Consider the following 26,866-nt stretch of genomic DNA (forward strand, 5'->3'; position numbering starts at 1 on the left):
TTAGAAAAATGAAAACTTCTTTATATGCGGCAGTCGGAATGTATGTACGTAATTTGAAGATTTTAAGCAGGCAGAAACAGCTAATCATCGCTCCTTTACTACTGCCGCTGATTTTAATGTACCTGACGGCGGTTATTATGGGAGCGGGGGGCGATCAGTGGCCTGTAGGGCTAGTCGATGAGGCCAATAACGCGGAATCGAAGTCCCTTGTGCGGAGCATCGAGCAAAGTCATTCCAATATAACGAAGTATTACAATGTGGTGGAGAGGGATTTGGAGAAAGCGAGAGCCAAAGTCAGAGAAGGACGCCTGCAACTGCTGATACGGATCCCTTCCGACTACGCGAAATCAAAAGACGTTTATATTGAGACGTTTAACATCAATAGCGATATGATGAAAAATGTACGGCTGCGATTGGAGCACAGTATTTTGGATGAGTTGGCTTTAAACGGCGGTCTCAGAGTAGTGCCGAAACTGATCACGGAAAAACCGCATGATGTTTGGAGAGTATCTTACATCGCCGGAAGCTGCCTGCTGCTTTCTCTCTTTATGGGGGCGACGATAACGGCGGGCAATCTGCATGCTTTTGAAAACGAGAACAGAACGAAGAAGGAAATCCTTCTGACCCCGCAGCCGTTATGGTTGGCTGGTCTGGGGAATGTAGCTGCGGCCGTAACCACCGCCGTTATCTGTTCGATCCCTTCCTTGTTGCTTGCGGTTTTCGCCTTTAAAATGAAAATATACACCTCGCCGCTGCTTCAGGTTTATCTGATGATGATTCCGGTGATGATCGCTTGCGCTTGCGCCGGGCTATGGTTGGCTCAGGTTTTGAAAAATTACCGGGTGCTGCAACCGACCGTCATCGTGTTGTCGATCGCAACCTTTTTCGGAACCGGAGGATTTATCGGCGTCAGCGTGCTTCCGGAAGCATCTCAAACGTTTGCCCGGTACTGGATTGTCTCGCGGGTGTTTCAATGGTTTAATCCCGTGCTTCATAACTTCAAGGCAGGATTCACGGCGGAACAGGCGGTTAGCATAACGGCCGTAGCCGCAATCGGGCTGGCCTTGATTCCCGTACTCTATAGGTTAACAGGCAAAAAGAGTTTTTCGGGCGGTCAGTGAGGGGCAGTACACGCTAATGAATGCGGCCAGGAGCAGAAACCGCGGGTAGCAAAAAGCTGGCATGCACTCTTTTTCGAAGGCATATAGATAAAACGAGGATGATTTGGATCATGACATATGCATGCTGAATCATGTTTGGATATGCTGAAAGGAGGTAGCGTTTTGGCTGATCAATCCTATGGTCTTCGTTTCGATATTTACGAGCGCGTTCATTTATCGGAAGATGTGATCGGCATTGAAGAGCTGGAGGAAATTGAACTTTTCCCGAAAATTCAGGTCATTCCCGGACAGGACTATGCTTCATTAAGAGGTCATTTGCTACTGGCCGGTTTGTATCGGGGGGGAGGAGAGACCCGCAGCCTGGAGCATTGGATCCCCGTAGAAATTACGATTCCGCTCAGCCGGGTGAACCGGTTGGAGGATATCACGGTGGAAATTGAAAACTTCGATGTGGATCTGCTTAGCGCGCGCAGCTTGAACATTACCGGCGTCTTGTCGCTCAAGGGCGTCGAGACATCTTCGCTGGCGGTGGAAGCCGATAGCTGGAAGGATCGGGAATTTACGACCGCACACGTCGTTCCGGGCGTTAGTCCCGAGGAGGAGGCGGGCGGCCTCTCTTTTGCGGAGCAAGAAGAGATCCGTTTCGAACCCGAAGTCCCGAAACTTACGGAATGGCAGGCGTTTCCGGAGGAAGCGCTGAAAGAGAAGCGGAGCCCGGACGAGCCGAAACCGAAGCCGGCCCCCGAGCCGGAGCCGGAGCCGACCTCTCTATGGTTGGAGGAGGAAAGCGCAGAACCGTCTGCCGGGCCGTGGACGGACAAGGAATACGCCCTCCCGGTTCAAGGCATACTGCAGCAAACGGAGTTTGAGCAGTTTAATGACGCATGGTTCAAACAGGAAATGCTCCCCTTTATCGAGCCGGAATCCGCGGACCGTTTGAGCGAACCGGCGAAACCCGAAGCCGCCCCCGTCCAAGCCGCCAAAAAAGAACCGGTGAAAAGCGAAGCCGCAAAAACCGACGCCGCCAAAAAGGAAGCGAAAAAAGAACCGCTGCATTTCGAAGCGCCGGAAAACGAGCTGGCAAACGTAGCGGCAAGCGAGGCGGAACCGCAAGAAGCTGCCTTTCCTTCGTTCTCCGAAGCCGTAGAGGAAAAAGCTGCGGCCGGGCCGGATAAAGCCGCAGCCGAGGCCGTCCAGGAACCGGAAAACGTGTTGTCGGAAAGTCTGGCGCAGGCCGAAGCGGAAAATTCTTTGCTGCAGCACCAGGAGGAGAAAAAAGAACTGAAGATCGCGCTAGGCAGCAAAAAAAGCACCGAAGAAAAAGAAAGCGAGCCTTTTGGCCTCAAGAAACTGATTTCTTCGCGGCCGCAGAACGATCTGCAGTCGCAAGCGGCGTATTCCCCGGCGGCGTCTGACGAGGCGGAGATTGGCGATGGCGAGGAGCTCTTGTGGAAAAATCTTTTTGTTCACGGAGGCGAGGAACAAACCCCGTTCCGCAAGGTCAAGCTGGTGATCGTACAGCGGGAAGAAACGCTGGATGACATCGCTGAGCGCTATCACCTGAGCTCCCGCGAACTGCAGTTGTACAATCGCCTGTCCGAAAACCACTTGGCCGAAGGGCAAATTTTGTACATTCCGTAGGCGTTTGATCCGTTATGCAGGGCTAAATATTGACTCCCGCGGGTTTCCAAGTTATGATAATATAGATTCAAGCAAAATGATTGCGTCAACGACTTGGAATGGGAAGAGTAGGGCAGTGAACCCTTCAGAGAGCGGAACCCACACGCTGAAAGATTCCGCAGGATGTTAGCTGGCCGAAGTCGCCCGGGAGTCGTCCGTTTGAGCGGAGATAGCCGTTAGAACGGACCGGTAGCAGCCGTTATCTGCTTGAGTGTCGCGGAGTCAACTTTTTTGCCGGATCAATGGGGCCGGCGAAGGAAGGCTGAATGCCGCGAAACAAAGGTGGTACCGCGAAAGTAAAGCCTTTCGTCCTTTGAGACGAAAGGCTTTTTTTGTTTTTTGCGGCGAAGGTCCGAAGAAAGCGAGGTCCCGCCGCAAAGGGCGCTTTGCAGGAAGCTGCCGGGAATACTCGCGGTCTCATGGGACGCGGATTATCTTCGGCAAGCGAAGGCGATGCTTATTTGTAACGGAGGTTGAATGGTATGACGGAAAACCAAGGTCAACAAAGTCAAACGGAAATGCCAACGACGTACGACCCGAAATCGGCCGAACGGAAGTGGTACCGTTATTGGATGGAGGGGGGCTTTTTCAAAGCCGGCCAGCGTCAGGACGCGCAGCCGTACACGATCGTAATCCCGCCGCCAAACGTGACCGGCATGCTGCATATCGGCCATGCGCTGGATTTCACGCTGCAGGATATTTTGATCCGGACAAAACGGATGCAGGGTTATGACGCATTATGGCTGCCGGGATCGGACCATGCGGGGATCGCCACGCAAACGAAAGTGGAGCAAAAACTACGCGAGCAAGGCGTCAGCCGTTACGATTTGGGGCGCGAGAAGTTCCTGGAACGCGTCTGGGAATGGAAGGACCAATACGCCGCCACGATCCACGAGCAATGGGCGAAAATGGGCTTTTCGCTTGACTATTCGCGCGAGCGCTTTACACTGGACGAGGGGCTTTCCCAAGCAGTTCGCGAAGTGTTCGTGAAGCTGTACGAAAAAGGCTTGATCTACCGCGGCAAATATATCATCAACTGGGATCCGGCCGCGCGCACCGCGCTGTCCGACATCGAGGTTGAATATAAAGAAGTTAACGGACACCTATATCACCTGCAGTATCCGCTCAGCGACGGCAGCGGCTTCATCACCGTAGCGACTACGCGTCCGGAGACGATGCTCGGCGATACGGCCGTAGCGGTCCATCCGGAGGACGAACGGTACCGGCAGCTGGTCGGCAAAACGCTGCGCCTGCCGATCGTCGGCCGGGAAATCCCGATTATCGCGGATGAATATGTCGAGAAGGAGTTCGGCAGCGGCGCGGTTAAAATTACACCGGCGCATGACCCGAACGACTTCGAGGTAGGTCTCCGCCATAATCTGCCGCAAATAAGCGTCATGGACGAAAGCGGCACGATGAATGGGGAAGCCGGCAAATACCAGGGGCTGGACCGCAGCGAATGCCGCAAGCAAATCGTTAAGGACTTGCAGGAACTCGGCGTTCTCGTCAAAATCGAGGATCACGTGCATCAGGTCGGACACAGCGAACGTACGGGCGCGGTGGTCGAGCCGTATTTGTCGACGCAGTGGTTCGTGAAAATGAAACCTCTCGCGGAAGCGGCCATCGCCGCGCAAAAATCCGGGAAAGGCGTCAATTTCGTACCGGACCGCTTCGAAAAAATTTATTTGCACTGGATCGAAAACGTACGCGACTGGTGTATTTCCCGTCAGCTGTGGTGGGGGCACCGGATTCCGGCCTGGTACTGCGAGGCGACGGGCGAGATGGTCGTGGCCCGCAGCGAGGAGGAAGCCCGCGCCAAACTTGGCCGCGACGATCTGAAGCAGGACGAGGACGTGCTCGACACGTGGTTCAGCTCGGCCTTGTGGCCGTTTTCGACGCTGGGCTGGCCGGACGAATCCAGCGAGGACCTGAAGCGGTATTTCCCGACCGATGTGCTTGTGACCGGATACGACATCATCTATTTCTGGGTAGCGCGGATGATTTTTACGTCGCTCGAATTTAAAGGCGAAATTCCGTTTAAGGACGTGCTTATTCACGGGCTCGTGCGCGACAGCGAAGGGCGGAAAATGTCCAAATCGCTGGGCAACGGCGTCGATCCGCTCGAAGTGATCGAGAAATACGGCGCGGATGCGATGCGCTATATGATTTCGACGAGCAGCACGCCGGGGCAGGATTTGCGCTTCCGTTGGGAACGCGTCGAACAGGCGCGCAATTTCGCGAACAAAATCTGGAACGCCTCCCGGTTCGCTTTGATGAATCTGGACGGCGTGGCTTACGAAGATATCGATATCAGCGGAGAATTGGCGACGGCCGATCGCTGGATTTTGCACCGTTTCAACGAGACGGCCAAAGAGATTACCCGTTTGATCGATGCATACGAGTTCGGGGAAACCGGACGCCTGCTGTATAATTTTATTTGGGACGATCTTTGCGACTGGTACATCGAATTCGCCAAGCTGTCCCTTTACGGCGAAGATGCCGCGGCTAAGCGGAAAACGCAAGGCGTGCTGGCCTTTGTGCTGGATCGTACGCTGCGGATGATCCATCCGTTCATGCCGTTTATTTCCGAGGAAATATGGCAGCATTTGCCGCATCAAGGCGAGACGATTACGCTGGCTGCATGGCCTGAGTACGATCCGGCTCTGGAAGCTCCGGACGCCGTTCAAGAAATGAATCTGCTGATCGACATCATTCGCGCCGTGCGCAATATCCGCGCCGAAGTGAACGTGCCGATGAGCAAAAAGATCGAGCTTGTCGTTAAGCCGGGCAGTTCCGAAACGCTCGAAGTGATCGCCCGCAACGAACATTATATATGCCGGTTCTGCAACGCTTCGGAATATGCAGCGTCCTTGACCGCGGCCGTTCCGGACAAGGCGATGACCGCCGTCGTGACCGGGGCCGAGCTGTATTTGCCGCTGTCCGGGCTGATCGATATCCAGCAGGAAATCGAACGTTTGAACAAAGAGCTCGATCACCTGAACAAGGAAGTGGAACGGGTGGAGAAGAAGCTCGCCAACGAAGGGTTCGTATCCAAAGCGCCGGCAAAAGTCATCGAAGAGGAACGCGCCAAAATGGCCGATTACGCCGAAAAACGCGGCAAAGTGCTGGCCCGGATCGAGGAACTGAAGGGCTAGGCTAAGGGCAAATTTATTCAAATGAAGGTGAAGACCATGGGGGATCTTACAGACGAAGATATACTGCCGCTTGCGCTGGGCAGCTACGAAGAAGCGGTCGACTGGATAAACGGGCTGATTCCGTTCGGAATCCGCCCGGGACTGGAACGCATCGAGCTGATGATGGAGCGTTTGGGAAATCCCGAGCGGAGGCTGAAATTTATACATGTCGCCGGGACAAACGGCAAAGGTTCGTCCTGCGCTTTTCTCACCCGGACGCTGCGCGAATGCGGATACCATGTCGGGACGTTTACGTCCCCTTATATCACGAAATTTACGAACCGTTTTCAATACGACGAAGCGGATATTCCCGAAGAGACGCTCCTTGAGCTGGCGCGCCGGGTGTTGCCGCTCGTGCGGGAAATTGCCGAAACCGAGCTCGGCTCGCCGACGATGTTTGAGGTCAGCACGGCCATTGCGATCCTTTATTTCGCCGAGGTCTGTTATCCTGATGTTGTGGTATGGGAAACCGGCCTTGGGGGAAGGATGGATGTTACCAATATCGTCACGCCGATCGTTTCGCTGATTACGAATATCGGTTATGATCATATGGACGTGCTTGGCGATACCATCGAGCAGATCGCCCGCGAGAAGGCGGGCATTATCAAACCCGGGGTTCCGGTGGTAAGCTGCGTGGAGCAGCCGGAAGCGATTGCCGTGCTGAAGGAAACGGCCCTTGGCAAGCGGGCGAATCTCTATTTGCTTGGCGAACAGTTCAAGTTTGAGCGTCTTGATGTCGGGGCGACCGCGCAAACCATGCGTTTCTGCGGCCCATTCCGCGAGCTGGACATTGCCATCGGCATGCAGGGGGAGCATCAATGCAAAAATGCGGCCGGGGTGATGATGGTCCTCGAAGTGCTGCGGCAGTATCTGGCCTTTATTTTGGAAGACGAGCCGCTGTTGGACGGCTTTCGCACCGCTTTTTGGGCGGGGCGTCTTGAGCTGGTAAAGGAAGAGCCGCGCATCGTGCTGGATGGAGCCCATAATCCGGAAGGCGCGGAGGCGTTGGCGAAAAGCCTTCCGGAAGTTTACCGCTACCGCAAGCTGCATATGATGATGGGGATGTTAGCCAACAAGCATCATCTCGGCTACTTCAAGCATATATTACCAATAGTGGATACGCTTATTCTGACCGAGCCCGATTTTCGCCGAAAAATGGATGCCGACGCGTTAAATGAGCTCGTGACCGAACTTAAGGGATCGGAAGCGAAAGCGGAGTTGGAAATCATCGTGGAACGTGACTGGAAAAAGGCCCTTTCGCTTTTGGAGTCACGGACGGAACGGGAGGATCTTGGGGTAGTGACGGGCACGTTGTATTTGATTTCGGACGTGCGGGCGGCCCTTTTGCATCAAACCGATTCTGAAAAAGGCTGGTGACCATTTTGTTAAATACTACGGAACAACATGTACATTTTATCGGCATCGGCGGCTATGGCATGAGCGCCATTGCCCGCGTCATGCTGGAAATGGGCTATACCGTCACCGGATCGGATGTCGCAGCCCAGGAGTTAACGGAGAAGCTTGCCGCCAAAGGAGCGAAAATCTATATCGGCCATACGGCCGAGCAGGTGCACGGAGCAGACCTGGTCGTCTACTCGACGGCGCTGCCGCAGGACAACGTGGAGCGGATCGAAGCGCAGGAGCAGGGAATCCCGATCCTGCATCGCTCGCAAATGCTCGCCCGGCTGCTGAATGAACGGAGCGGGATCGCGATTGCCGGGACGCACGGCAAAACGACGACCTCGTCGATGATCGCGCTGGTGATGGAGAGTTGCGGGGCGGACCCCACTTACATTATCGGCGGCGAACTGATGGATGTCGGTACGAACGCCAAAGCGGGGCAGGGCAAGTTCGTCGTCGCCGAAGCGGACGAGAGCGACGGCTCCTTCCTGCAGTATCATCCTTGGATTGGCGTTGTGACCAACATTGAGGCCGATCATTTGGAAAATTACGGCGGCGATTTCGGCCGTCTTAAGGAAGCATATGTTCAATTTCTGAACCAGATCAAACCGGGAGGCAGGGCGGTCGTTTGCGGCGATGACCGGAATGTGCAGGAGCTGATGCCAAGCCTTTCGTGCGGCATGATCACTTACGGCATCGAAACGGCCTGCGATTATTCGGCCCATGACATTGAGCTGGGCGATCGCTGTGTCACGTTCCAGATGAGACGCGGCAGCGAGGAGCTCGGCACGGTCGAATTGTCCGTTCCGGGCCGGCATAATGCGTATAATGCGATGGCAACAATCATCGTCTGCCTGGAGGCGGGGATTCCGTTCGCGGATATTACCGAGGCGCTGCGGAAATTCCATGGGGCGAAGCGGCGTTTTCAGGTGCTGGGGGAAATGGACGGCATCCTCATCATCGACGATTACGCCCACCATCCGACGGAGATTCAGGCCACGATCGCAGCGGCCAAAGCGACGGGCAAACGGATTATCGCCGTCTTTCAGCCGCAGCGCTATACGCGGACCTTCTTCCTGCTCGATGCGTTCAGCCGGGCGTTTGGCGACGCGGATGAAGTGATCATCACCGACATCTACTCCCCGGCCGGGGAGAAGGAGATTGAAGGGGTGCATTCCGCAAAGCTGGTGGAATTGATCAAGGAAAACAGCAACTCCGGTGCCCGCTACCTGCCGACGAAGCAGGACGTGCTTGAGGATTTGCAGGGCCGGCTGCAACCCGGCGATCTGGTGCTCACGATGGGCGCCGGGGATATTTATAAAGTTGGCTACGAGCTGGCCAAAGGATTGTCCAGCTAACGGCCAAGCTGGGCCAAGCGGAACATCATGCAATACCGTAAAACACTAGAAGTGCTCCCTTAGGGGAGCATTTTTACATTTATGGAATTCGTCAAATTCGGGGGAGAGGGAGGGCGCGGTTATATTGCGAGCGGTGCAGAAGCCACGGTCATTACGTTTAAAACGGCTCAACCCGGAGGCCGGCACTGGACCCGGCGCTGGACAGCCGGCTGCTGGAATGAATTGCTGAGAATGAGCTGCTGAAAATGAGCTAATGGAACGATCGACCGTTGGCCATCAAAATAGCGGCATTTTATGTACTTATTGTGCGGGACCAGGTATGTTTATCTCTATTAGAGGCATTTTATGTCCTTATTTCCTAATAAATGGACCGAAAAACGGGTATTTCTTTGCGACGAGGGAATATAGCGGTATAAAATGCCTCTATTTCTCCCAAATGTACTGGTATCGCTGGAATAAGGACAATTTATGCACTTATTTTCCTGTGGATGGTTGAGAATGGTCCGGAAAGCGGGAATTTTCTTGCCACGAGGGAAATAGCGATAAAAATCCCCACTATTTCTCAGATGACTGTTATCGCCGGAATAACGGCATTTTTTCTCCTATTTTTTTCGCAGTAGATTCTCAGGAAAACTGGCTTTTTGCAGCTATTTATTCGGCATCAATACAATGAGAGCACCGCCTCGTGCCGAAACGTCAAACACTCGTCGGACAAAGAATTATCGGCGGCGGTTTTTCTTGACTTGATCCACGGAGGTCTTAGCAAACTCCAAGGCATATCATTCTTTCTTTTCTCATAAAGTAGGATAGATGAATGGACAAGGAGCGTGCGGACCGTGAACAAAGCGAAAATGACATTCCGGTTTGACCAAAACGGGCGGGAGGTTCGTGCCGTACTCCCGGATCAAGACAATGCAAAAAACGATGGGGCCGCGTGGCGGCATACGGTTGAACTCCCGGCAATAGATACGCCAACAAGAAATATGCCAACAAGGGATATGCCAACAGGGGATACGTTAACAGAAGATGCGCCGACAGAGGATGCGTTATGGAACAAAGAACCCGAGGTCGTACCGCCGGAGAGACCTGCCCGATACCGCGCGGTGGAGACCGTGGATTCGTGGGGCGACCCTTTTACCGATCATACCGGCATGGGATTGACGGTTTTTCCGGGGGGGCGGGCCAAGGGCGATTTGCTGAGGGAAGCGGACGATTTTGAGCGAGGAGAGACGGCGGAGCCATACAACATACGGGACGACGGTGACGATCCATGGGGCCCACGGTATGAGGACACGCCCTATTACACCCGTCCCACAAGATCGTCCGGCTGGAAGGTGGCGGGCTCCTTAACCGGAGCGATCGTTACCGGCGCTTTATTCGGCTATGTCGTATTGTCCCTGTTTAACCAGGAAATGCAGCTCCCGCTGCCAGGGATCGGCACGCCGGAGCAAAGCGCGGCCGATCAGACGGCCAGCGTTCCGGCGATGGCCCAAACCGGAGCGGAAGAAAAGAAAATAGAGGAATCGCTTCCTCGGATCAGCTTTGCGCTTCCGGAGCAGACGTATTATTTTCTCCAATACGGGGTGTTCAGCACGGCCCAAGGGGTGCAGCTGGCGCAGGAGGAACTGCAGGCTTCCGGGCTGGCGGCCGCGCGCGATACGGTCGATGAGAAGAGGGTCTACGCGGGCGTATCGACGGACCGGGAACAATCCAAACTGCTGAGCGGCCAATTGAAAGCCGCCGGCGTACACCTGATTTTGCATGAGGTGGCTCTGCCCGCTACAGCCAGCGCGGAGTTTGCGGGCGACCGGGAAGCGCTCGAAGGGTATATGGCGCAAAGCGCCGAGCTCGTGCGTTTGCTGAGTACCGCGTCGGCATCCCTGCTGAGCGAAGCGAGTCCGCAGCCGCTTAGCGACGAGGAGGTTAAGCAATTGGGCCGCATGCACCAATCCTGGACTGAGAGCGCGGCCGCGGTGCGGGGTAAATGGCCGGCGGCTCTGGAAACTTATGCCGGGGAGATGGAAAAGGCGATGAACGGGGCGGTAGAAGCCCTGGGAGAATTCAATAAAAGCGGAGCGAAAACGCTGCTTTGGGAAGTGCAAAACGAGATGATGCGCTTCATCATGGCGGAACAGGTTATCATTCACGGCGTAAACCCTGGGGAGAACCGCTGAAGCATATTCGAGGCGAGGGATGGAAATACTTTCCCCTGCCTTTTTTCTGTTTGTATTGAGCATCAAATAATCTTATAATAAGGAAGTGTCAAAAAATGGCGAGGTTGACAACGGGAAGTTGTCGATTGTCCCCGCCCTGTGAAACCTTGAAGGAGAGTCCGCTATTGGAAACCGCACAATTACGCCGGATTATTCTCGCTTCCACATCACCTCGCAGGCGTGAATTGATCTCTTCCTTGCAAATCCCGTTTCAAGTCGTACCCAGCCATGCGGACGAATCGACGCCGCCGGGATGGGCTCCGGAGCAAATCGTTATGGAGCTTGCCGGCCGAAAGGCGGATGCGGTTTATCATGCGCTGGAATCGTCCGAACGGGATGCGGTGATTGTCGGAAGCGACACGATCGTCGTCCGCGACGGGGCTGTTCTTGGCAAGCCCAAGGATGAAGCCGAGGCGGCCGAGATGCTGCATTCCCTGCAGGGCCGCAGCCATACCGTATTTACCGGCGTGGCTTGCGTGGACGGTTTAACCGGCAGAAGGAAGGTCGAATACCGTTCGACCCTGGTGACGATGAAGGCGTTGACCGAAGCGGAGGTCCAAGCCTACGCCCGAAGCGGGGAAGGTCTGGACAAAGCCGGGGCTTACGCCATTCAAGGCCTGGGGGCCACGATCGTGACCGGCATTGAGGGATGCTACTTTAATGTCGTTGGTTTACCTTTATCTTTGCTTGTAGACATGCTGGCGGATTTCGGCATTCGCGTACTTTAAGAGGTAGTTCAATAAGTCATCTTTTGATCACGAAGCAGGTCATGATGCGGATTCGACATCGAATCTTGAATTCAGCCGGGCCTTCCGTTGCTCACGTACCCAAAACGTACGCTCCGCTCCTGACGTCCCTGGCTTCATCCAACCTTCTCGGTGCTGAAAACCTGACTTTTTGAACACTTATTTAAATGAGATCGGCGGTCAACCGTACTTTTGCCGAAAGGCCGCCTGGAAGTGGTAAAGCATATCCTTCCGCGAGACGCTTTGAAGCCATGCCCGGGAATTCCCGGGCTTAGCTTATAAACTATCGGAAGCGAGGGATTGTGCATGAAATCCACTTCTTACATGCTCCGGGACCTTCCCGTGGAGGAACGGCCAAGAGAACGCATGATGGAGTTTGGCCCGGGAGCGCTCAGCAACGCGGAACTGCTGGCGATATTGCTTCGAACGGGCACGCGCAGCGAATCGGCGATTCACATGGCCCAGCGCGTGTTGTCGGAAATCGGCGGCATTCGCGGTCTTGTTGATTTTAGCTTGGACGAAATGGTCCAACTCAAGGGAATTGGCCCGGCGAAAGCGATCGAGCTCAAAGCGGGCATCGAGCTGGGACGGCGGCTGGCCAAATCAAGGCTGCCGGAGTCCGAAACGATCCGCAGCCCGCATATTGCGGCGGAGCTGCTGATGGAACAGATGCGTTATTTGCAGAAGGAACATTTTGTTTGTCTTTTTTTGAATACGAAAAATCATATCATTGCTCAAGAGACGCTTTCCATCGGAAGCCTTAACGCTTCCATCGTTCATCCGCGCGAGGTGTTTCGCGCCGCGATCAAATGCGGCAGCGCCTCGGTCGTCTGCGCGCACAATCACCCGAGCGGCGATCCGACCCCGAGCGCCGAGGATATCCGGATGACCAACCGGCTTTGCGAAGCCGGAGAGATCGTAGGCATCGACGTGCTGGATCATATCGTTATCGGAGATGGAAAATTTGTCAGTTTGAAGGAGCAGGGCTTGATGTAATATAATAGTTTAGATACAGAAGGAAAGGAAGAAAACAGCATGTTGGGTGGCTTTACGAAAGACTTGGGAATCGATTTGGGGACGGCGAACACGCTCGTTTATACGCGCGGTAAAGGAATTATCGTAAGAGAACCTTCGGTAGTGGCGATACATACCGACACGAAAAATATCGTCGCCGTCGGTGAATCCGCCAAAAAGATGATCGGCCGGACACCCGGCAACATTCGGGCGATTCGACCGATGAAAGACGGGGTTATCGCCGATTTCGATACGACGGCGACGATGATTAAATACTTTATCAACCAGGCGCAGAAGCAGCGTTCGCTGTTCCAACGCCATCCGAATGTAATGGTTTGCGTGCCGTCGGGAATTACGGCGGTTGAGCAGCGCGCCGTCGAGGACGCGACGAAGCAGGCCGGAGCCCGCGAAGCCTATACGATCGAGGAGCCTTTTGCCGCGGCGATCGGGGCCGATCTGCCGGTTTGGGAACCGACCGGGAGCATGGTGGTCGATATCGGCGGAGGCACGACCGAAGTGGCGGTCATTTCGCTCGGCGGCATCGTCACGAGCAAATCGGTGCGTGTGGCCGGGGATGAAATGGATGAAGCGATCATCCAATACATCAAACGTCAATATAATTTAATGATCGGGGAAAGAACCGCGGAACAACTGAAGATGGACATCGGTTCGGCTATGCCTCTCGAGCAGGTGGAGACGATGGAAATTCGCGGGCGCGATCTTGTGAGCGGGCTTCCGAAGACGATCACGATCACCTCGGACGAAATCTCCGAAGCGCTCGGCGATACGGTCGGCGCGATTGTCGAAGCCGTCAAGGTTACGCTTGAGAAATGCCCGCCGGAGCTTGCCGCCGATATTATGGATCGGGGTATCGTGTTAACCGGCGGCGGCGCCTTGCTCCGCAATCTGGACAAACTGCTGGCCGGAGAAACGGGAATGCCCGTCATCGTGGCCGAAAATCCGCTGGATTGCGTAGCGATCGGCACAGGCCGCGCTTTGGACAACATCCACTTGTTCAAATCCAAGAGCAGTTCCGCTCTTCGCTCCAGACGCTGATCCATCGCCATAACGATGCAAACACCCCTTATCACGAAGCGGCGCCGTCCTTGTAAAATTGGGCGGCCTATGCCGTTTTAATCAAGAAAACGTAAGGTTGGAGGGTGCTGAAACTGTTTAAGCTGCTAGGCAATAAAAGATTGTTCATTTTGCTCATGGGACTTATTTTGTTTATTGCGGTTATGGGTTTTACGCTGGGGCCGAGAACCTCCTTGTCCTGGCCGGAAAAATTCGTCAAAGACACGGTTGGCTTCGTGCAATACGTGTTCTACAAGCCCGCTAGCTACATAGCGGGCTTGTTTGAAGATATCGCGAACCTGCGCGCGCTGCAGGAAGAAAACGAGCAGCTTAAAATTGCATTAGCCCATTATACCCGGGATAAGGCAACTTATAACTGGATTGATCAAGAGAACAAGCGGTTACAGAAAGAACTGGATTTTACAAATGCGCAAAAAGAGCTTTACAACTATGACTGGAAAATCGCCCATGTTATCAGTGTCAACGATGATCCGGTGAACAACACGATCGTATTGGATATCGGCGCCCGCGAAGGCGTTAAAGAAGGGATGGCTGTTCACTCGGATCAAGGGCTGGTCGGCGTGATTAGCCGCGTGAGCAACTTTACTTCCACCGTAAGGCTGGCGACCTCGATGGACGCCAAAGACCCGAATTCGAACGGAATCGCCGTGACGGCGCAAGGCAAAGAAAACGACGTGTTTGGGATGATTGAAACATATGACAAGGAGAAGGGCATGTTTCTCATGACCCGGATTGAAGACGGGACTCCGCTTAAAAAAGGGGATCTTATCGTATCCTCGGGCGTCGGCGGCGCTTTTCCCCGCGGCATGATCATCGGCACGGTGAAGGATATTCAGGTTGGCGAATACGGCCTGACGTATACGGCGACCGTTAAGCCGGCGGCCAGCTTTACCGACTGGAAGGAGCTGTTCGTCGTGTTCACGCCGGAAATGCCGGAAATGCCGGAAGGTGAAGGCAGTGAATAAACGAAAGTATATTTTGATCCTGCTGCTCTTCGTTTTGTTTATCGTGGAAGGAACCATCGTGCCTTGGCTGATTCCCGGCCCATGGCATGCGCGGATCGTCCCCCATTTGGTTTATATCTGCCTTTTGTTCGTTTCGGTGTATGACCATCGGCATGCGGGAATGGTTATGGGGCTCATTTTCGGGCTGCTTCACGATGTCGTTTATTACGGGGCGCTGATCGGGGCGTATTCCTTCGCCATGGGATTGTCGTGCTATTTGATGGGCCTTTTATCCCGTTCGCAGCGGGCGCCTATGCCGCTTATGATGATTATCGTAATTTTCGGCAGCCTGCTGTTTGATTCCATTCTGTTCGGCACTTATTCCCTGTTCGAATTAACGCATCGGCCGTATACCTGGGCGCTTCAGAACCATATCATCCCCAATCTGTTCGTTCAGTTTCTGTTTGCGCTGGCGATTTACGTCCCCCTGCGCAAGCAGCTCGAACTAATGGCCAAACGGCGTTCCCCCGAGGAGAAGGCTTGACGTCCGCGTACTTTTCCTTGCCGCCCAAGCAGGAACTTTTCCGCTCCTGCACGAATTGATTAGGAGGGAGGGACAGGCTAATGACGGTGAAATCGAACCACGTGACGATCAAAGGAATCAAGGACGGCCTGGTTTTCCTGCTGGACGACAAGTGCGATTTCTCAAGTCTTCTGGAGGAACTCCGTTATAAATTGGAGTTTAGCCATCAGCATATTTTGACGGGGCCGATCATCCACGTGGACGTGAAGCTTGGCATGAGGCTCGTTACCGAAGATCAGAAAGAAATGATTCTTGATATATTGAAGCAAAAAGGCAATTTGCTTGTCCGTTCCATCGAAATGCCCGCGATCGCGCAGGAAAAAGACGAAAGCGCGGTGAAGACGCTCGCCGGGATCGTCCGGTCGGGGCAGATGCTTCACCATGACGGGAATTTGCTGTTTATCGGAGACGTAAATCCCGGCGGGACGATTTGCGCTACCGGGGACATTTTGATCCTCGGCGCCCTGCGGGGGATGGCCCACGCCGGCTTTAGCGGCAACGAGAAAGCGGTTATCGCCGCTTCCTTTTTGGCCCCTACGCAGCTGAGGATCGCCGAGACGATCAGCCGGCCTCCGGATGAATGGGAAAACCGGGAGACGAGTATGGAGTTCGCTTTTTTGCGGGACGGGAAAATGCAAATCGACAAAATCGTCAATATGACCCGGATCAGACCGGATTTTAACGTGTTTAAAGGGGTGTGAATGATGGGAGAAGCTATCGTAATTACGTCCGGCAAAGGCGGCGTCGGCAAAACGACGACCTCGGCCAATATCGGAACCGCGCTTGCGCTGCTGGGCAAAAAAGTGTGCCTGGTCGATACGGACATCGGGCTGCGGAATTTGGACGTGGTCATGGGGCTGGAGAACCGGATCATCTACGATTTGATCGACGTAGCCGAAGGCCGCTGCCGGTTGAACCAGGCGCTAGTGAAGGACAAGCGGTTCGACGAGCTGTACATGCTGCCTGCCGCCCAGACGAAAGACAAAAACGCCATCTCGCCCGAGCAGGTCAAAGACATCGTGCTTGAGCTGAAGAAGGACTTCGAATATGTCATTATCGACTGCCCGGCCGGCATTGAGCAGGGCTTCAAAAACGCGATTGCCGGAGCGGATCAGGCGATCGTAGTGACGACGCCGGAGCACGCCGCCGTCCGTGACGCAGACCGGATTATCGGCCTGCTGGAAAATTCGCATATCGGCGCGCCCAAGCTCATCGTCAACCGGATCAAGGTGAACATGATGAAGGCCGGGGATATGCTGGATATCGAAGGGATTTTGCAGGTGCTGAACATCGATCTGATCGGCATCGTACCGGATGACGAGAAAGTCATCAAAGCGGCCAACAGCGGCGAACCGACGGTCATGAACCCCGATTCGACGGCGGCCATCGCCTATCGCAACATCGCGCGGCGCATTTTGGGAGATACGGTGCCCCTGATGCTGCTCGATCAAAAGAAGGGCGTATTTACGCGCTTCAAGAAGTTTTTCGGAATGGGTTGATCTCCGTTGTTGTTTAAACTGAAAAAGCTGGACTGGGTGATGGTCGGAATTTTGGCCTTGTTCATGGTATTCAGCACCCTCTTGGTCCGCAGTGCCATTGCTCCGTACGATTCGGAATTTCAAGGCTATGATTTAAGAACCGTTATTTTTTATATCCTCGGCTTTATTGTCGTGTTCGGGATGGCGCTGGTCGATTATCGTTTCCTGCTTCGTTACAGTTGGTATGGTTACGGGGCAGGTTGTCTGCTGCTTATTTTGGTGTATTTGCTTGCGCCGGAAATCAACGGGGCGCGAAGCTGGTTTCGGATCGGCAGCCTGCTGTTTCAGCCGGCCGAGCTGGTTAAGGTCATCCTGATTCTGGTCACGGCGTATCTGCTTGGCCAGAGGCAGGGTCAGGCCTTACGCTTCCGCGGCGATATCGTGCCGATTTCAGTAATCTCGCTGGTCCCATTTTTTCTGGTGCTTATCCAGCCGGACCTCGGCAACGCGATTATCTATCTGGTGGTATTGGTTGGCATGCTGTGGATCGGCAATGCAAAATACAGCCATGTGCTGATCGCCCTGACGGCCGCCGTTGCGGCCTTGATTGTGTTTGTGACGCTGTTTAACGCGTACAATGAACAGATCCGCGATTATTTGGAAAGCCATAAGAAGGTGCATTGGTATCAGCGGATCAATACGTTTATCAATCCGGACCAGGCTTCAAACGACGACAAACACCAATCGAACTATGCCAAGATCGCCATCGGTTCCGGGGGATTGCTCGGCGACGGGTACATGAAGGGCGAACTGAAAAACAAAAAATTCGTGCCGTATCCTTACTCGGACTCGATATTTGTCGTGGTGGGCGAGGAGTTTGGGTTCCTTGGCTCTTCGCTGCTGCTGCTGCTTTATTTTTTGTTTATTTACAGGATGATCCTCATCGCGCTGCGCTGCATCGACAAAAGAGGCGCCTACATCATCGTCGGGATTGTGGCGATGTTCCTGTTTCAAATCTTCGAAAACGTCGGCATGATGATCGGTCTGATGCCGATTACCGGCATTACGCTGCCGTTTATCAGCTACGGGGGGACCTCGCTGTTGATCAACATGCTGTGTATCGGGCTGGTGTTCAGCATTATGCTGCATCAGGAAAAGTATAAGGTGGAGTGAACAAACCGGTGCCTGGCGCCGGTTTTTTTGCTGTGTACGCCCTGGAGTGAATCAACTGCAAAAATGCATTTGATTTTCCGCCCAAACCCCATTTTCGAGCTGGCGAAATGCAAAAGCCCCGAAAGTGCATCTGATTTACGGCTATCCGCTAAAAAAGCATCCTTTGACTGGATATCAAATGCACTTCTGTATTTGAACCGCCTGTTTCGCTAGGCTTCGACAAGAACCGCCTGCACTTTTGCGTTTCGTATAGTCTCTTGTTCATATTCCGGCCAAGCCCTTCATAAAAATACTAGTACCAGATATTTCGAGCGGGCTACTGCGGTTCGGGGACGCCACCCAACGAAACGCCTGACTTGACCGGGGGGACTGAAGCGATGGACGTGAAATCAAATGTGAAAAAACGGAGAGCGGAGCGGATTAGACAGCTGACGATGGAGGCCGGTCCTCTCCTCCCGGATGGGGGACGGGACTCCGGCAGTTACGGCACGGCTCGGCCTGGGCCGGGGGGCTCGATGGGAGGCAAAGCAGGAGCCCGTCCTGGAGGACATCCGCAGAGCGGCGAAACCGGGGCAACCGGGGCAACCGGGAAAACCGGAAACGGAACAACCGGAACAACCGGGACTTCAGGATTCGGCCCCGAACGCGATCCCGAATTGCTGTGGAAACGCGGGCAAGGGCGCTGGGAGGAGCTTTACGGCGGTTTTGGCGGCAAAGAGGATCCTCCGTCCCCTGCAGGGGGCCGTTCTTCTTTTTGGACGACGATGTTTGCTCGGCTTGTGATCAGCGCGCTGCTGTTTCTGGGAATTTGGGGAATAGAACGGTACGAACCTTCCTGGTCGCTTCCGATTCGAGCGTTTGTCGCGCAATCGCTTACCGTGGAGATGGATTTTTCGGCGGCAGAAGCCTGGTATGAACGTTATTTCGGCGGCGCGCCGTCGTTTATTCCGATTTTTAAGCATCATGAAGACAACGGGGTTAAGGTCGGGGCAGCGAGCGGATTCGTTGCTCCTGTCTCCGGGAGCCCTGCCGGCTCGTTTGCGCTCAGCTTGAAGGGGGTGGAAATAATTCCCGAGCGGGCGGAGAACGGGGTGGTTCAGGTAAAAACCATAGGAACCGGCCGGGTTCTCAGCGTAACCCGGGATCCGGCGACGGGCGAGACCGTCACGGTCCAGCATGCCGATGGATTCATCTCCGTCTACGGCCGCCTGGAGCAGGTTGCCGTCGAACAAGGGGATTGGCTGGAAGGGGGCGATATCGTCGGCACGCTTCCAACGGGAACGGTACCGCCGCTTCCTACCCTCTATTTTGCACTGCAAAAAGATGACCGGTATATTGATCCGACGGATGTGATCCCGTTTGATTAAATGGAGCGGAATAACGATTTCCTTTCATCCCCTGTTTGTCATCATTATGCTCATGTCGGTATTGACCGGTCATTTTTTGGAGCTTCTTTCCTTGTTTGCGATCGTTTTTATCCATGAGCTTGGCCACGTGACCGCGGCGCGAATGTACGGAATCCGCGTGCTGTCCGTGCAAATGCTTCCTTTCGGCGGCGTTGCCGTCATGGAGGATGCGGGAGACCTGACGGCCGGGCGGGAAATCGCCATCGCCTTGGCGGGGCCCTTGCAAAACGCGCTGCTCATCCTCGCGTCTTTGCTCCTGCACGCGGCCGGTTTGTGGGACGGGCCTTTTCTGGACTATTTTATCCAAAGCAATATTTTGATCGCTTTGTTCAATTTGCTGCCGATATTGCCGCTGGACGGCGGAAAAATCAGCCAAGCCTTCTGCAGCCTCCTGCTTCCTTACCACGCCACGCTGGTCTGGTCGCACCGCATCAGCCTGCTGTTCAGCGCCATGCTGATCGCCTACGCGCTGCTGCCGCTCCTGCTGCTTAAGGAAGGACCGCAGCTTAACATGCTGATGATCGGCATTTTTTTGTTCTATTCGAATGCCGTCGATTACCGGAACATTCCTTACCGGTTTTTGCGCTTTCTCGTGAACCGGGACCGGAGCTTTTCCAGGCATCTGATGAACGGGACTTTAGCCCAGCCGATTGTTGCCGAAAAAGCGAAACCTTTGGACCATATCTTGCGTCTATTTAAACGAGAAAAATACCATTTTATATACGTCATGAATCATCAAGGGAATATCGTTGCCGTTGTACCGGAACAGCGCGTCATTTCCTCCTTTTTAAGATTAAAGAATCTTTAGTCTCAGCGCGGCTGAATGATTCTTTGATATAATGATACAGGTATGATTCTGCTAGAACGTTAGAAAGGTGAGATCATGAAAAGGATGATTGTTCACTGCGGATCCGGCTCTACCGAGGTGGCGCTTCTGGAAAACGGCAAGCTGGTGGAGTATGCGGCGGAGCGTTCTCAGAACAGAGGACTGGTCGGCAGCTTTATTAAAGGAAAAGTCGTTAATGTCATTCCCGGCATGCAGGCCGCTTTTGTGGATATAGGACAGAAAAAAAACGCGTTTCTGTATATTGATGACGTGCTTCATCCGCATTTGGAAAAACAGCCAAAACCGAAGCCGGCCATTACTGAGCTGTTGAAGCCCGGTCACGAGTTGGTCGTTCAGGTCGTAAAAGAAGCGATCGGCAATAAGGGGGCGCGGGTGACGACCCATTATTCCTTGCCCGGACGCTGGCTGGTTTATATGCCGACCGCCGGTTACGTCGCCGTTTCCAAAAAAATCGGCCGCGAGGAAGAAAGATTCCGGCTGAAAACGGTTGGCGAGGAATTAAGGAAAGAGGAGGAAGGACTCATTCTGCGGACGGTGGCCGAGGACGAAGCCGGCGAGGTAATCGGTGAAGACCTGGACCTGCTGCGGGGGCAGTGGACCTCGATCCTGCAGGAAGCCGGGGACGCTGTGGCTCCCGCTTTGCTGCATCAGGATTTAAGCGTCGTGCAGCGGTTGATGCGGGACGTCTACAGTCCGGAAACGGACGAGCTCATTGTGGATTGTCCGGAACAGGCCGACGAAGCGCTGGCTTTTTTGCGCAAAATGCTGCCCGGAGAATCGCCGCGGATCATCGTATACGAAGGCGAACCGCCTCTGTTTGAGCATTACGGGGTCAAGCCGCAGCTTGACAAGGATTTCCAGCGGAAAGTTTGGCTGCCCGGCGGAGGTTATCTCGTTTGGGACACGACCGAAGCTCTAACTGTCATCGATGTGAATACGGGGAAATACATCGGGGGCGCCGATTTGGAAGACACGGTGTATCGGACGAATTTGGAGGCGGCCCAGGAAATCGCCCGGCTTGTCCGTCTGCGGGACACCGGCGGGATCATTATCATCGATTTCATCGACATGGACCGCGATGAGCATCGTGCGGCCGTTTGGGAGCGGCTGGAGCAATCGATGTATGGCGACCGGACGCAGCATCATATTTTGGGCTGGACGCGGCTCGGACTGTTGGAGATGACGCGAAAAAGGATTCGTGCGGAAAATTCGTTATGATCTTGGCTGAAAAACAAATTGATATTGTTCGCATCACATGCTATTATAGTAAGGTATGTGTCACTAAGTACAGTCTTGTGCACATGCTGTAACCGCTCCGGTCGGGTCGACAAGTCCGCTTTCCTTCGGACGGCGGCACCTGAATCAGGCGAGTCTGAGACATGAGGAGGTGCAAGCAAATGTACGCAATTATCGAAACCGGCGGTAAACAATACCGTGTTCAAGAAGGCGATGTGCTTTACATCGAGAAATTGAACGCAGAGGACGGCGCGAGCGTAACGTTCGACCGTGTATTGGCAGTATCCAAAGGCGAAGGTTTGGTGGCGGGAACTCCGCTCGTATCCGGCGCTACTGTTACGGCGAAAGTCGAAAAACACGGCAAAGGCCAAAAAGTGGTCGTTTACAAATACAAACCGAAAAAGAACTACCACAAAAAACAAGGTCATCGCCAGCCGTACACGAAAGTAACGATCGAGAAAATCCAGGCGTAAGAAGGTGCGGTAATTGATTATCGTCTCCATTTTGCGCAGGCAGGATAACGGCATTGCAGGCTTTGAAGTGGAAGGCCATGCCGGCTACGCGAAGGCCGGGGAGGACATCGTATGCGCCGGCGTATCGGCGATTACCGTAGGTACGGTCAACTCCATTGAGGAGCTGACGGCGGTCGTGATGGATTCCCGGATGAAGAACGGCTTTCTCAGCGCGAATCTTCCTTCCGTGGTTCGGCCGGAAGCCGAGGAACAGGTGCAATTGCTGCTTGCTTCCCTTGTCGTTATGCTGAAGAGTATCGAAGAATCATACGGGAAGTATATTCAGATACAGGACGTCATCATTTAAAGAAGGAGGTAGACTACAATGTTGAAATTGGATCTCCAGTTGTTCGCTTCGAAGAAGGGCGTAGGCTCCACGAAAAACGGACGCGACAGCATCGCGAAACGCCTTGGCGTGAAACGTGCTGACGGTCAAGTCGTGACGGGCGGAAGCATCCTCGTTCGTCAACGCGGTACGAAAATTCATCCGGGAACGAACGTAGGCATCGGTTCCGACGATACGCTGTTCGCCAAAGTCGACGGCGTTGTGAAATTCGAGCGTTGGGGTCGCGATCGCAAGAAAGTGAGCGTCTACCCTGTAGAAACCGCTCCGGTAGCGGCTACGGTTGAAGCCTAAGCGGCGAAGACCGTACGGAACGCAGCTGCAAAGCCCTGGCACAATCAAGTGCCAGGGCTTTTTTAAATATGTCGGTATTTTGATGTCATGGACGACATAAGTCGAGCGATTTTCAGGCCGGGTTTATGTTATACTGGGTTATGATGCCAGGGTGGCAAGCTCACCCAATTCGTTAGGGGAACGGGGAAATGATGAAACATCGGTTCACGGTGCCGACGATCGGCGTGCTGCTTGCGATCGCGAGTCTGGCCCTCCATTATTTCGTGAAGTCGCCGATCGGACATGCGGTAATAAGCGGTTGTCTTTTCGTCTTGTTTTGGATGTATGTCCGGCATATCCGCAAACAGGCGGAGAGCGAGCGGAAGCATTTGCTGGAATCCGTGCAGCGGACGGCTGCGGCGACGCTTAGCCACCATCGCCATGATTGGATGAACGATCTGCAGATTTTGTACGGATATATCAAGATGGGCAAAATTGATAAAATGGCGGGCTGCGTGGAAAGAATAAAAGGACGAATGGCCGTGGAGAGCAAAATATCGCGGCTCGGCATTCCGTCGCTCGTGTTTTATTTGCAGTCGTTCCGCGAAGTGAACGGATCGGTGCAGTTGGAGGTTGATATCGAGGACGACCTGCAGCTCGGCTGCCTGCTTACGGCGGATGACGCGGAGGAACTGACGGAAGCCATCGTGGAAACGGTCAGAGCTTATCAGTATGCCGGCCGGTCTTCGTGGGGAGAAATACTTCAGTTGAAAATGTCCATCGCCAGGGAAAACGGTGAGGTGCTGGTCCGCTTCGATCCGCTGAGCGCATCGGGGAACAAGGAAGCGTTAAGGCGCCATATTGAGGAATGGGCAGAGGGCAAACGGGTTCGGGCCGAACAGATTGAATCGGAATTTTCCGCTTTTCGGCTACGGATTTCCTGCGGGAACTTAAATGAGGTGAATGCATGTTTGTAGATAAAGCGAAGATATATGTCAAGGGAGGCGACGGCGGCGACGGGATCGTCGCCTTCCGGCGGGAGAAATACGTGCCCGAGGGCGGTCCGGCCGGCGGCGACGGCGGCAAAGGCGGGGACGTCATTTTCCGGGTGGACGAAGGCTTAAGAACGCTGATGGATTTCCGCTACCAGCGCCATTTCAAGGCGCAGCGCGGGGAGAAAGGGCGGAACAAAAGCCAGCACGGGGCCAATGCGGAAAACATGATCGTCCGCGTGCCACCGGGTACGGTCGTGATCGACGACGATACGCAGGAGGTGCTCGCCGATTTGACGCGCCATGGCCAGCAGATTATCGTGGCCCGCGGGGGGCGCGGAGGGCGCGGCAATATTCGCTTCGCCACGCCAAACAATCCGGCGCCGGAGCTGGCCGAGCACGGCGAAGAAGGCGAAGAGCGCTGGGTGGTGCTGGAGCTGAAGGTGATGGCCGACGTTGGGCTGGTCGGTTTTCCGAGCGTCGGAAAGTCGACGCTGCTGTCGGTCGTGTCGGCGGCCAAGCCGAAAATCGGCGCCTACCATTTTACGACGATCGCGCCGAATCTCGGAGTGGTCGAAGTCGGCGAAGGGCGCAGCTTCGTGATGGCCGACCTGCCGGGACTGATTGAGGGAGCCCATGAAGGGGTCGGTCTGGGGCATGAATTTTTGCGCCATGTGGAGCGGACGCGTCTCATTATCCACGTCGTCGACATGGCGGGCTCGGAAGGGCGCGATCCGTTTGACGATTGGCAGAAGATCAACGACGAGCTCAGACAATATAACGCCGATCTGGAGCATCGTCCGCAAATCGTCGCCGCCAACAAAATGGATATGCCGGAATCGGCGGAAAATTTGGAGAAATTCCGCAAGCAGGTCAGCGAGGTTCGCGGGGACCTGGAAATTATGCCGATCTCTTCGTTAACCCGCCAAGGGGTGCAGGAGCTTGTTTATCGCGCGGCCGATTTGCTCGACCAAATTCCGGAAGCTCCGGCGATCGAAGAAGTGACTGAGCTTGAGGAGCGGAAAATCTACAAGCTCGACAAGCGCGAGGACGAAGGGCTCACGATCCGGCGGGAAAACGAGACTTTTATTGTGGAAAGCGTAAAAATCGAGCGGATGATGAAGCGGATGCAGCTCAATTCGCATGACGCGATTTTAAAGCTGGCCCGGACGCTGCGCCACATGGGCGTCGACGAGGAGCTGCGCAAGCGCGGCGCCAAGGACGGTACGCCTGTACGCATCGGCGACTTCGAATTCGAGTTTGTGGAAGGCAGCAGTTATTATTATTGATCAAGAAAGCACCTTTGGGGTGCTTTTCTTGCTATCAGCGGCACCTGCGGAAATTCGCGGTATTTACGGTAAAAGCATTGCCACCTGTTCGACTTTCCGGTATAATGTCCACTATGTAAAAACAAAAGTCTCTAAGGAGAGGACGTTTTGTGAAAGAGCATTATTATTTGGTTCGCGAGGACATTTTGCCCGAAGCGGTGGTCAAGACGCTCCAAGTCAAGCAATTGCTCGCCGCCGGCGAAGCCAGGACGGTTCACGAGGCGGTGGCGCAGGTGGGGTTGAGCCGCAGCGCTTTTTATAAGTATAAAGACGGCATTCATCAATTGAATCAAATTGATCGGGAAAGCATTGTGACCATCTCCTTTGACCTTGAGCACCGCTCGGGAATTTTGTCGAAGGTGCTTGCGTCGATTGCGGGCTCCGGAGGCAACGTGCTGACGATTAACCAAAGCATTCCTCTCCAGGGCAGGGCCAATGTCGTGATTTCCGTGGAGACCTCCCGGCTCACCGAGGAACTGGATGCGATGCTGCAGTCGCTTCAGACCATTTCCGGCGTCAGGAGAACGCAAATCGTCGGACAAAGCTAAGGCTGACGAGCGCGGGAGGGCGAAGCGAAACCATAGAAAATGCTTGTGCCTAAGGCGCATTGGATAACAGGAGGGGATCGGAAGTGAAACCAGTGAAAGTTGGATTGCTTGGGCTTGGCACGGTGGGAACCGGCGTGGTTCGGATCGTGGAAGGGCATCAGGAGGATCTGAGCAGTCAAGTGGGGTCTCCGATACGGATCGAGAAGATTGCGGTGAAAAATCTGGAGAAACCCCGCAGCATCGCGATCGATCGGGCCAAGCTGACGGAGGATCCGTGGGAAGTGATCCGCGATCCGGAGATCGATGTCATCGTGGAAGTGATGGGCGGCGTCGAACAGACGAAAACTTACATTTTAGAAGCGCTGGAACGCGGCAAACATATCGTTACGGCCAATAAGGATCTGATGGCGCTGTACGGTTCGGAAATTTTGGCCAAAGCGTTGGATAATCAATGCGACGTGTTTTACGAGGCCAGCGTAGCCGGCGGCATTCCGATTATCCGGACGCTGATCGAAGGCTTCTCCTCCGACCGGATCATGAAAATTATGGGGATCGTGAACGGGACGACCAACTACATTTTGAGCAAAATGAGCCAAGAAGGCGCTTCTTACGAGGATGTGCTGACGGAAGCGCAGCAGCTTGGGTATGCGGAAGTTGACCCGACCTCCGATGTGGAGGGGCTTGACGCCGCCCGAAAGATGGCGATTCTCGCCACGTTGGGTTTCAGGACCAATGTCGAGCTCAGCGACGTTCATGTCCGCGGTATTTCTTCGGTAACGCGGGAGGATATTTTGTATGCCAAACGGCTTGGCTATGAAATGAAGCTGCTGGGGATCGCCGAGCGGCAGGATGACGAATTCAGCATCACCGTGCAGCCGACGATGGTCAAAAATACGCATCCGATCGCTGCGGTGGGCGGAGTCTACAACGCCGTCTATGTATACGGCGAAGCCGTGGGAGAGACGATGTTTTACGGCGCCGGAGCCGGCGAGATGCCGACGGCCACCTCCGTCGTCGCCGATTTGGTCGCCGTCGTCAAAAACTTGAAGCTGGGCGTCAACGGTCTGAAGCAAATCGTACCTTACAAGCCGAAGAAGCTGAAAACCGACGAGCAGATCGCCTATAAAAACTTCTTGCTGCTCCATGTCGACGACAAAGCGGGCGTGCTGGCCCGGATCACCCAGGTGTTTGCCGAATACGAGGTCAGCCTGGATTCGGTCGTTCAGTCGCCGAACACGAACGTGAACGGGGCGGAGATCATGATCGTTACTCATTACGCCAGCAAAGCGAGCATGGATAAGGTGATCAACCATTTCGAGTCGCTTGATGTGATTCATCGGATCAAAAGCGTTTACCGCGTTGAAGGATAAAATTATTTTTA

The 26,866-nt window shown here is 54.3% G+C and carries 25 protein-coding genes and 2 other annotated features; all 25 genes read left to right on the top strand.

Features of this window, described 5'->3' with window-relative positions:
* Positions 1-8: 8 nt before the first annotated feature.
* The 25 genes from DYE26_RS30900 (at position 9) to DYE26_RS31015 (ending at position 26,855) form a co-directional block, all read left to right on the top strand.
* Complete coding sequence (locus DYE26_RS30900) at positions 9-1,121, top strand: ABC transporter permease (protein WP_036620483.1); 1,113 nt, start codon at positions 9-11, stop codon at positions 1,119-1,121.
* Positions 1,122-1,262: 141 nt separating this feature from the next.
* A complete protein-coding gene (locus tag DYE26_RS30905) occupies positions 1,263-2,762 on the top strand; it encodes a LysM peptidoglycan-binding domain-containing protein (protein WP_036627698.1) in 1,500 nt (499 codons plus the stop codon).
* An 85-nt stretch (positions 2,763-2,847) separates the two neighbouring features.
* Positions 2,848-3,118 (top strand) — a binding site (T-box leader).
* A gap of 165 nt (positions 3,119-3,283) precedes the next feature.
* Positions 3,284-5,956, top strand: a complete 2,673-nt coding sequence (locus tag DYE26_RS30910) for a valine--tRNA ligase (protein ID WP_036620484.1) — start codon at positions 3,284-3,286, stop codon at positions 5,954-5,956.
* A 36-nt stretch (positions 5,957-5,992) separates the two neighbouring features.
* A complete protein-coding gene (locus DYE26_RS30915; RefSeq protein ID WP_036620488.1) occupies positions 5,993-7,372 on the top strand; it encodes a bifunctional folylpolyglutamate synthase/dihydrofolate synthase in 1,380 nt (459 codons plus the stop codon).
* A 59-nt stretch (positions 7,373-7,431) separates the two neighbouring features.
* Positions 7,432-8,754 carry a UDP-N-acetylmuramate--L-alanine ligase gene (gene murC / locus DYE26_RS30920; RefSeq protein ID WP_051985831.1) on the top strand — a complete coding sequence of 441 codons (1,323 nt, stop codon included), beginning with the start codon at positions 7,432-7,434 and terminating at the stop codon, positions 8,752-8,754.
* 81 nt (positions 8,755-8,835) lie between these two features.
* Positions 8,836-8,997 carry a hypothetical protein gene (locus DYE26_RS33690; protein ID WP_164815267.1) on the top strand — a complete coding sequence of 54 codons (162 nt, stop codon included), beginning with the start codon at positions 8,836-8,838 and terminating at the stop codon, positions 8,995-8,997.
* 593 nt (positions 8,998-9,590) lie between these two features.
* Positions 9,591-10,928 (top strand): SPOR domain-containing protein, encoded by a 1,338-nt coding sequence (locus DYE26_RS30925; RefSeq protein WP_036620489.1) that lies wholly within the window; start codon positions 9,591-9,593, stop codon positions 10,926-10,928.
* 164 nt (positions 10,929-11,092) lie between these two features.
* Entirely contained in the window at positions 11,093-11,695 is a 603-nt protein-coding gene (locus tag DYE26_RS30930) for a Maf family protein (RefSeq protein WP_036620491.1), read from the top strand.
* Positions 11,696-12,019: 324 nt separating this feature from the next.
* Positions 12,020-12,709, top strand: a complete 690-nt coding sequence (radC, locus tag DYE26_RS30935; RefSeq protein ID WP_036620493.1) for a RadC family protein — start codon at positions 12,020-12,022, stop codon at positions 12,707-12,709.
* Positions 12,710-12,748: 39 nt separating this feature from the next.
* Positions 12,749-13,783: a rod shape-determining protein gene (locus tag DYE26_RS30940; RefSeq protein ID WP_036620496.1), complete on the top strand. Its 1,035-nt coding sequence runs from the start codon at positions 12,749-12,751 to the stop codon at positions 13,781-13,783.
* 104 nt (positions 13,784-13,887) lie between these two features.
* Positions 13,888-14,787, top strand: coding sequence for a rod shape-determining protein MreC (gene mreC / locus DYE26_RS30945; RefSeq protein WP_036620499.1), 900 nt, complete (start codon positions 13,888-13,890; stop codon positions 14,785-14,787).
* The gene (gene mreD / locus DYE26_RS30950) at positions 14,780-15,310 is read left to right on the top strand and encodes a rod shape-determining protein MreD (RefSeq protein ID WP_036620502.1); all 531 of its coding nucleotides are present in this window, start codon (positions 14,780-14,782) and stop codon (positions 15,308-15,310) included. The genes mreC and mreD overlap by 8 nt, the downstream gene beginning before the upstream one ends.
* 80 nt (positions 15,311-15,390) lie before the next feature.
* Positions 15,391-16,050 carry a septum site-determining protein MinC gene (gene minC, locus DYE26_RS30955; protein WP_036620503.1) on the top strand — a complete coding sequence of 220 codons (660 nt, stop codon included), beginning with the start codon at positions 15,391-15,393 and terminating at the stop codon, positions 16,048-16,050.
* A gap of 3 nt (positions 16,051-16,053) precedes the next feature.
* Entirely contained in the window at positions 16,054-16,848 is a 795-nt protein-coding gene (gene minD / locus DYE26_RS30960) for a septum site-determining protein MinD (RefSeq protein WP_036620505.1), read from the top strand.
* A 6-nt stretch (positions 16,849-16,854) separates the two neighbouring features.
* On the top strand, positions 16,855-18,000 hold the full coding sequence (locus DYE26_RS30965; protein ID WP_036620507.1) for an FtsW/RodA/SpoVE family cell cycle protein: 1,146 nt from the start codon (positions 16,855-16,857) through the stop codon (positions 17,998-18,000).
* Between the two features lie 377 nt (positions 18,001-18,377).
* Positions 18,378-19,367 carry a M23 family metallopeptidase gene (locus tag DYE26_RS34630; protein WP_036620509.1) on the top strand — a complete coding sequence of 330 codons (990 nt, stop codon included), beginning with the start codon at positions 18,378-18,380 and terminating at the stop codon, positions 19,365-19,367.
* Positions 19,360-20,214, top strand: coding sequence for a M50 family metallopeptidase (locus DYE26_RS30975; protein WP_036620511.1), 855 nt, complete (start codon positions 19,360-19,362; stop codon positions 20,212-20,214). The genes DYE26_RS34630 and DYE26_RS30975 overlap by 8 nt, the downstream gene beginning before the upstream one ends.
* Positions 20,215-20,289: 75 nt before the next feature.
* Positions 20,290-21,471 carry an Rne/Rng family ribonuclease gene (locus DYE26_RS30980; protein WP_036620513.1) on the top strand — a complete coding sequence of 394 codons (1,182 nt, stop codon included), beginning with the start codon at positions 20,290-20,292 and terminating at the stop codon, positions 21,469-21,471.
* Positions 21,472-21,551: 80 nt separating this feature from the next.
* Positions 21,552-21,637, top strand: a sequence feature (ribosomal protein L21 leader region).
* 13 nt (positions 21,638-21,650) lie between these two features.
* Positions 21,651-21,962, top strand: a complete 312-nt coding sequence (gene rplU / locus DYE26_RS30985) for a 50S ribosomal protein L21 (RefSeq protein ID WP_036620514.1) — start codon at positions 21,651-21,653, stop codon at positions 21,960-21,962.
* Between the two features lie 13 nt (positions 21,963-21,975).
* On the top strand, positions 21,976-22,308 hold the full coding sequence (locus DYE26_RS30990) for a ribosomal-processing cysteine protease Prp (protein WP_036620515.1): 333 nt from the start codon (positions 21,976-21,978) through the stop codon (positions 22,306-22,308).
* Between the two features lie 18 nt (positions 22,309-22,326).
* The gene (gene rpmA / locus DYE26_RS30995; protein ID WP_036620517.1) at positions 22,327-22,638 is read left to right on the top strand and encodes a 50S ribosomal protein L27; all 312 of its coding nucleotides are present in this window, start codon (positions 22,327-22,329) and stop codon (positions 22,636-22,638) included.
* 188 nt (positions 22,639-22,826) lie between these two features.
* A complete protein-coding gene (locus DYE26_RS31000) occupies positions 22,827-23,594 on the top strand; it encodes a Spo0B domain-containing protein (protein ID WP_227872971.1) in 768 nt (255 codons plus the stop codon).
* Positions 23,585-24,898 (top strand): GTPase ObgE, encoded by a 1,314-nt coding sequence (gene obgE / locus DYE26_RS31005; protein WP_036620520.1) that lies wholly within the window; start codon positions 23,585-23,587, stop codon positions 24,896-24,898. Before DYE26_RS31000 ends, obgE begins: the two co-directional genes overlap by 10 nt.
* A gap of 149 nt (positions 24,899-25,047) precedes the next feature.
* Entirely contained in the window at positions 25,048-25,485 is a 438-nt protein-coding gene (locus tag DYE26_RS31010; protein WP_036620522.1) for an ACT domain-containing protein, read from the top strand.
* An 83-nt stretch (positions 25,486-25,568) separates the two neighbouring features.
* Positions 25,569-26,855 carry a homoserine dehydrogenase gene (locus DYE26_RS31015; protein ID WP_036620523.1) on the top strand — a complete coding sequence of 429 codons (1,287 nt, stop codon included), beginning with the start codon at positions 25,569-25,571 and terminating at the stop codon, positions 26,853-26,855.
* Positions 26,856-26,866: the final 11 nt, after the last annotated feature.

It is taken from the genome of Paenibacillus macerans (assembly GCF_900454495.1).
Taxonomy (GTDB): Bacteria; Bacillota; Bacilli; order Paenibacillales; family Paenibacillaceae; genus Fontibacillus; species Fontibacillus macerans.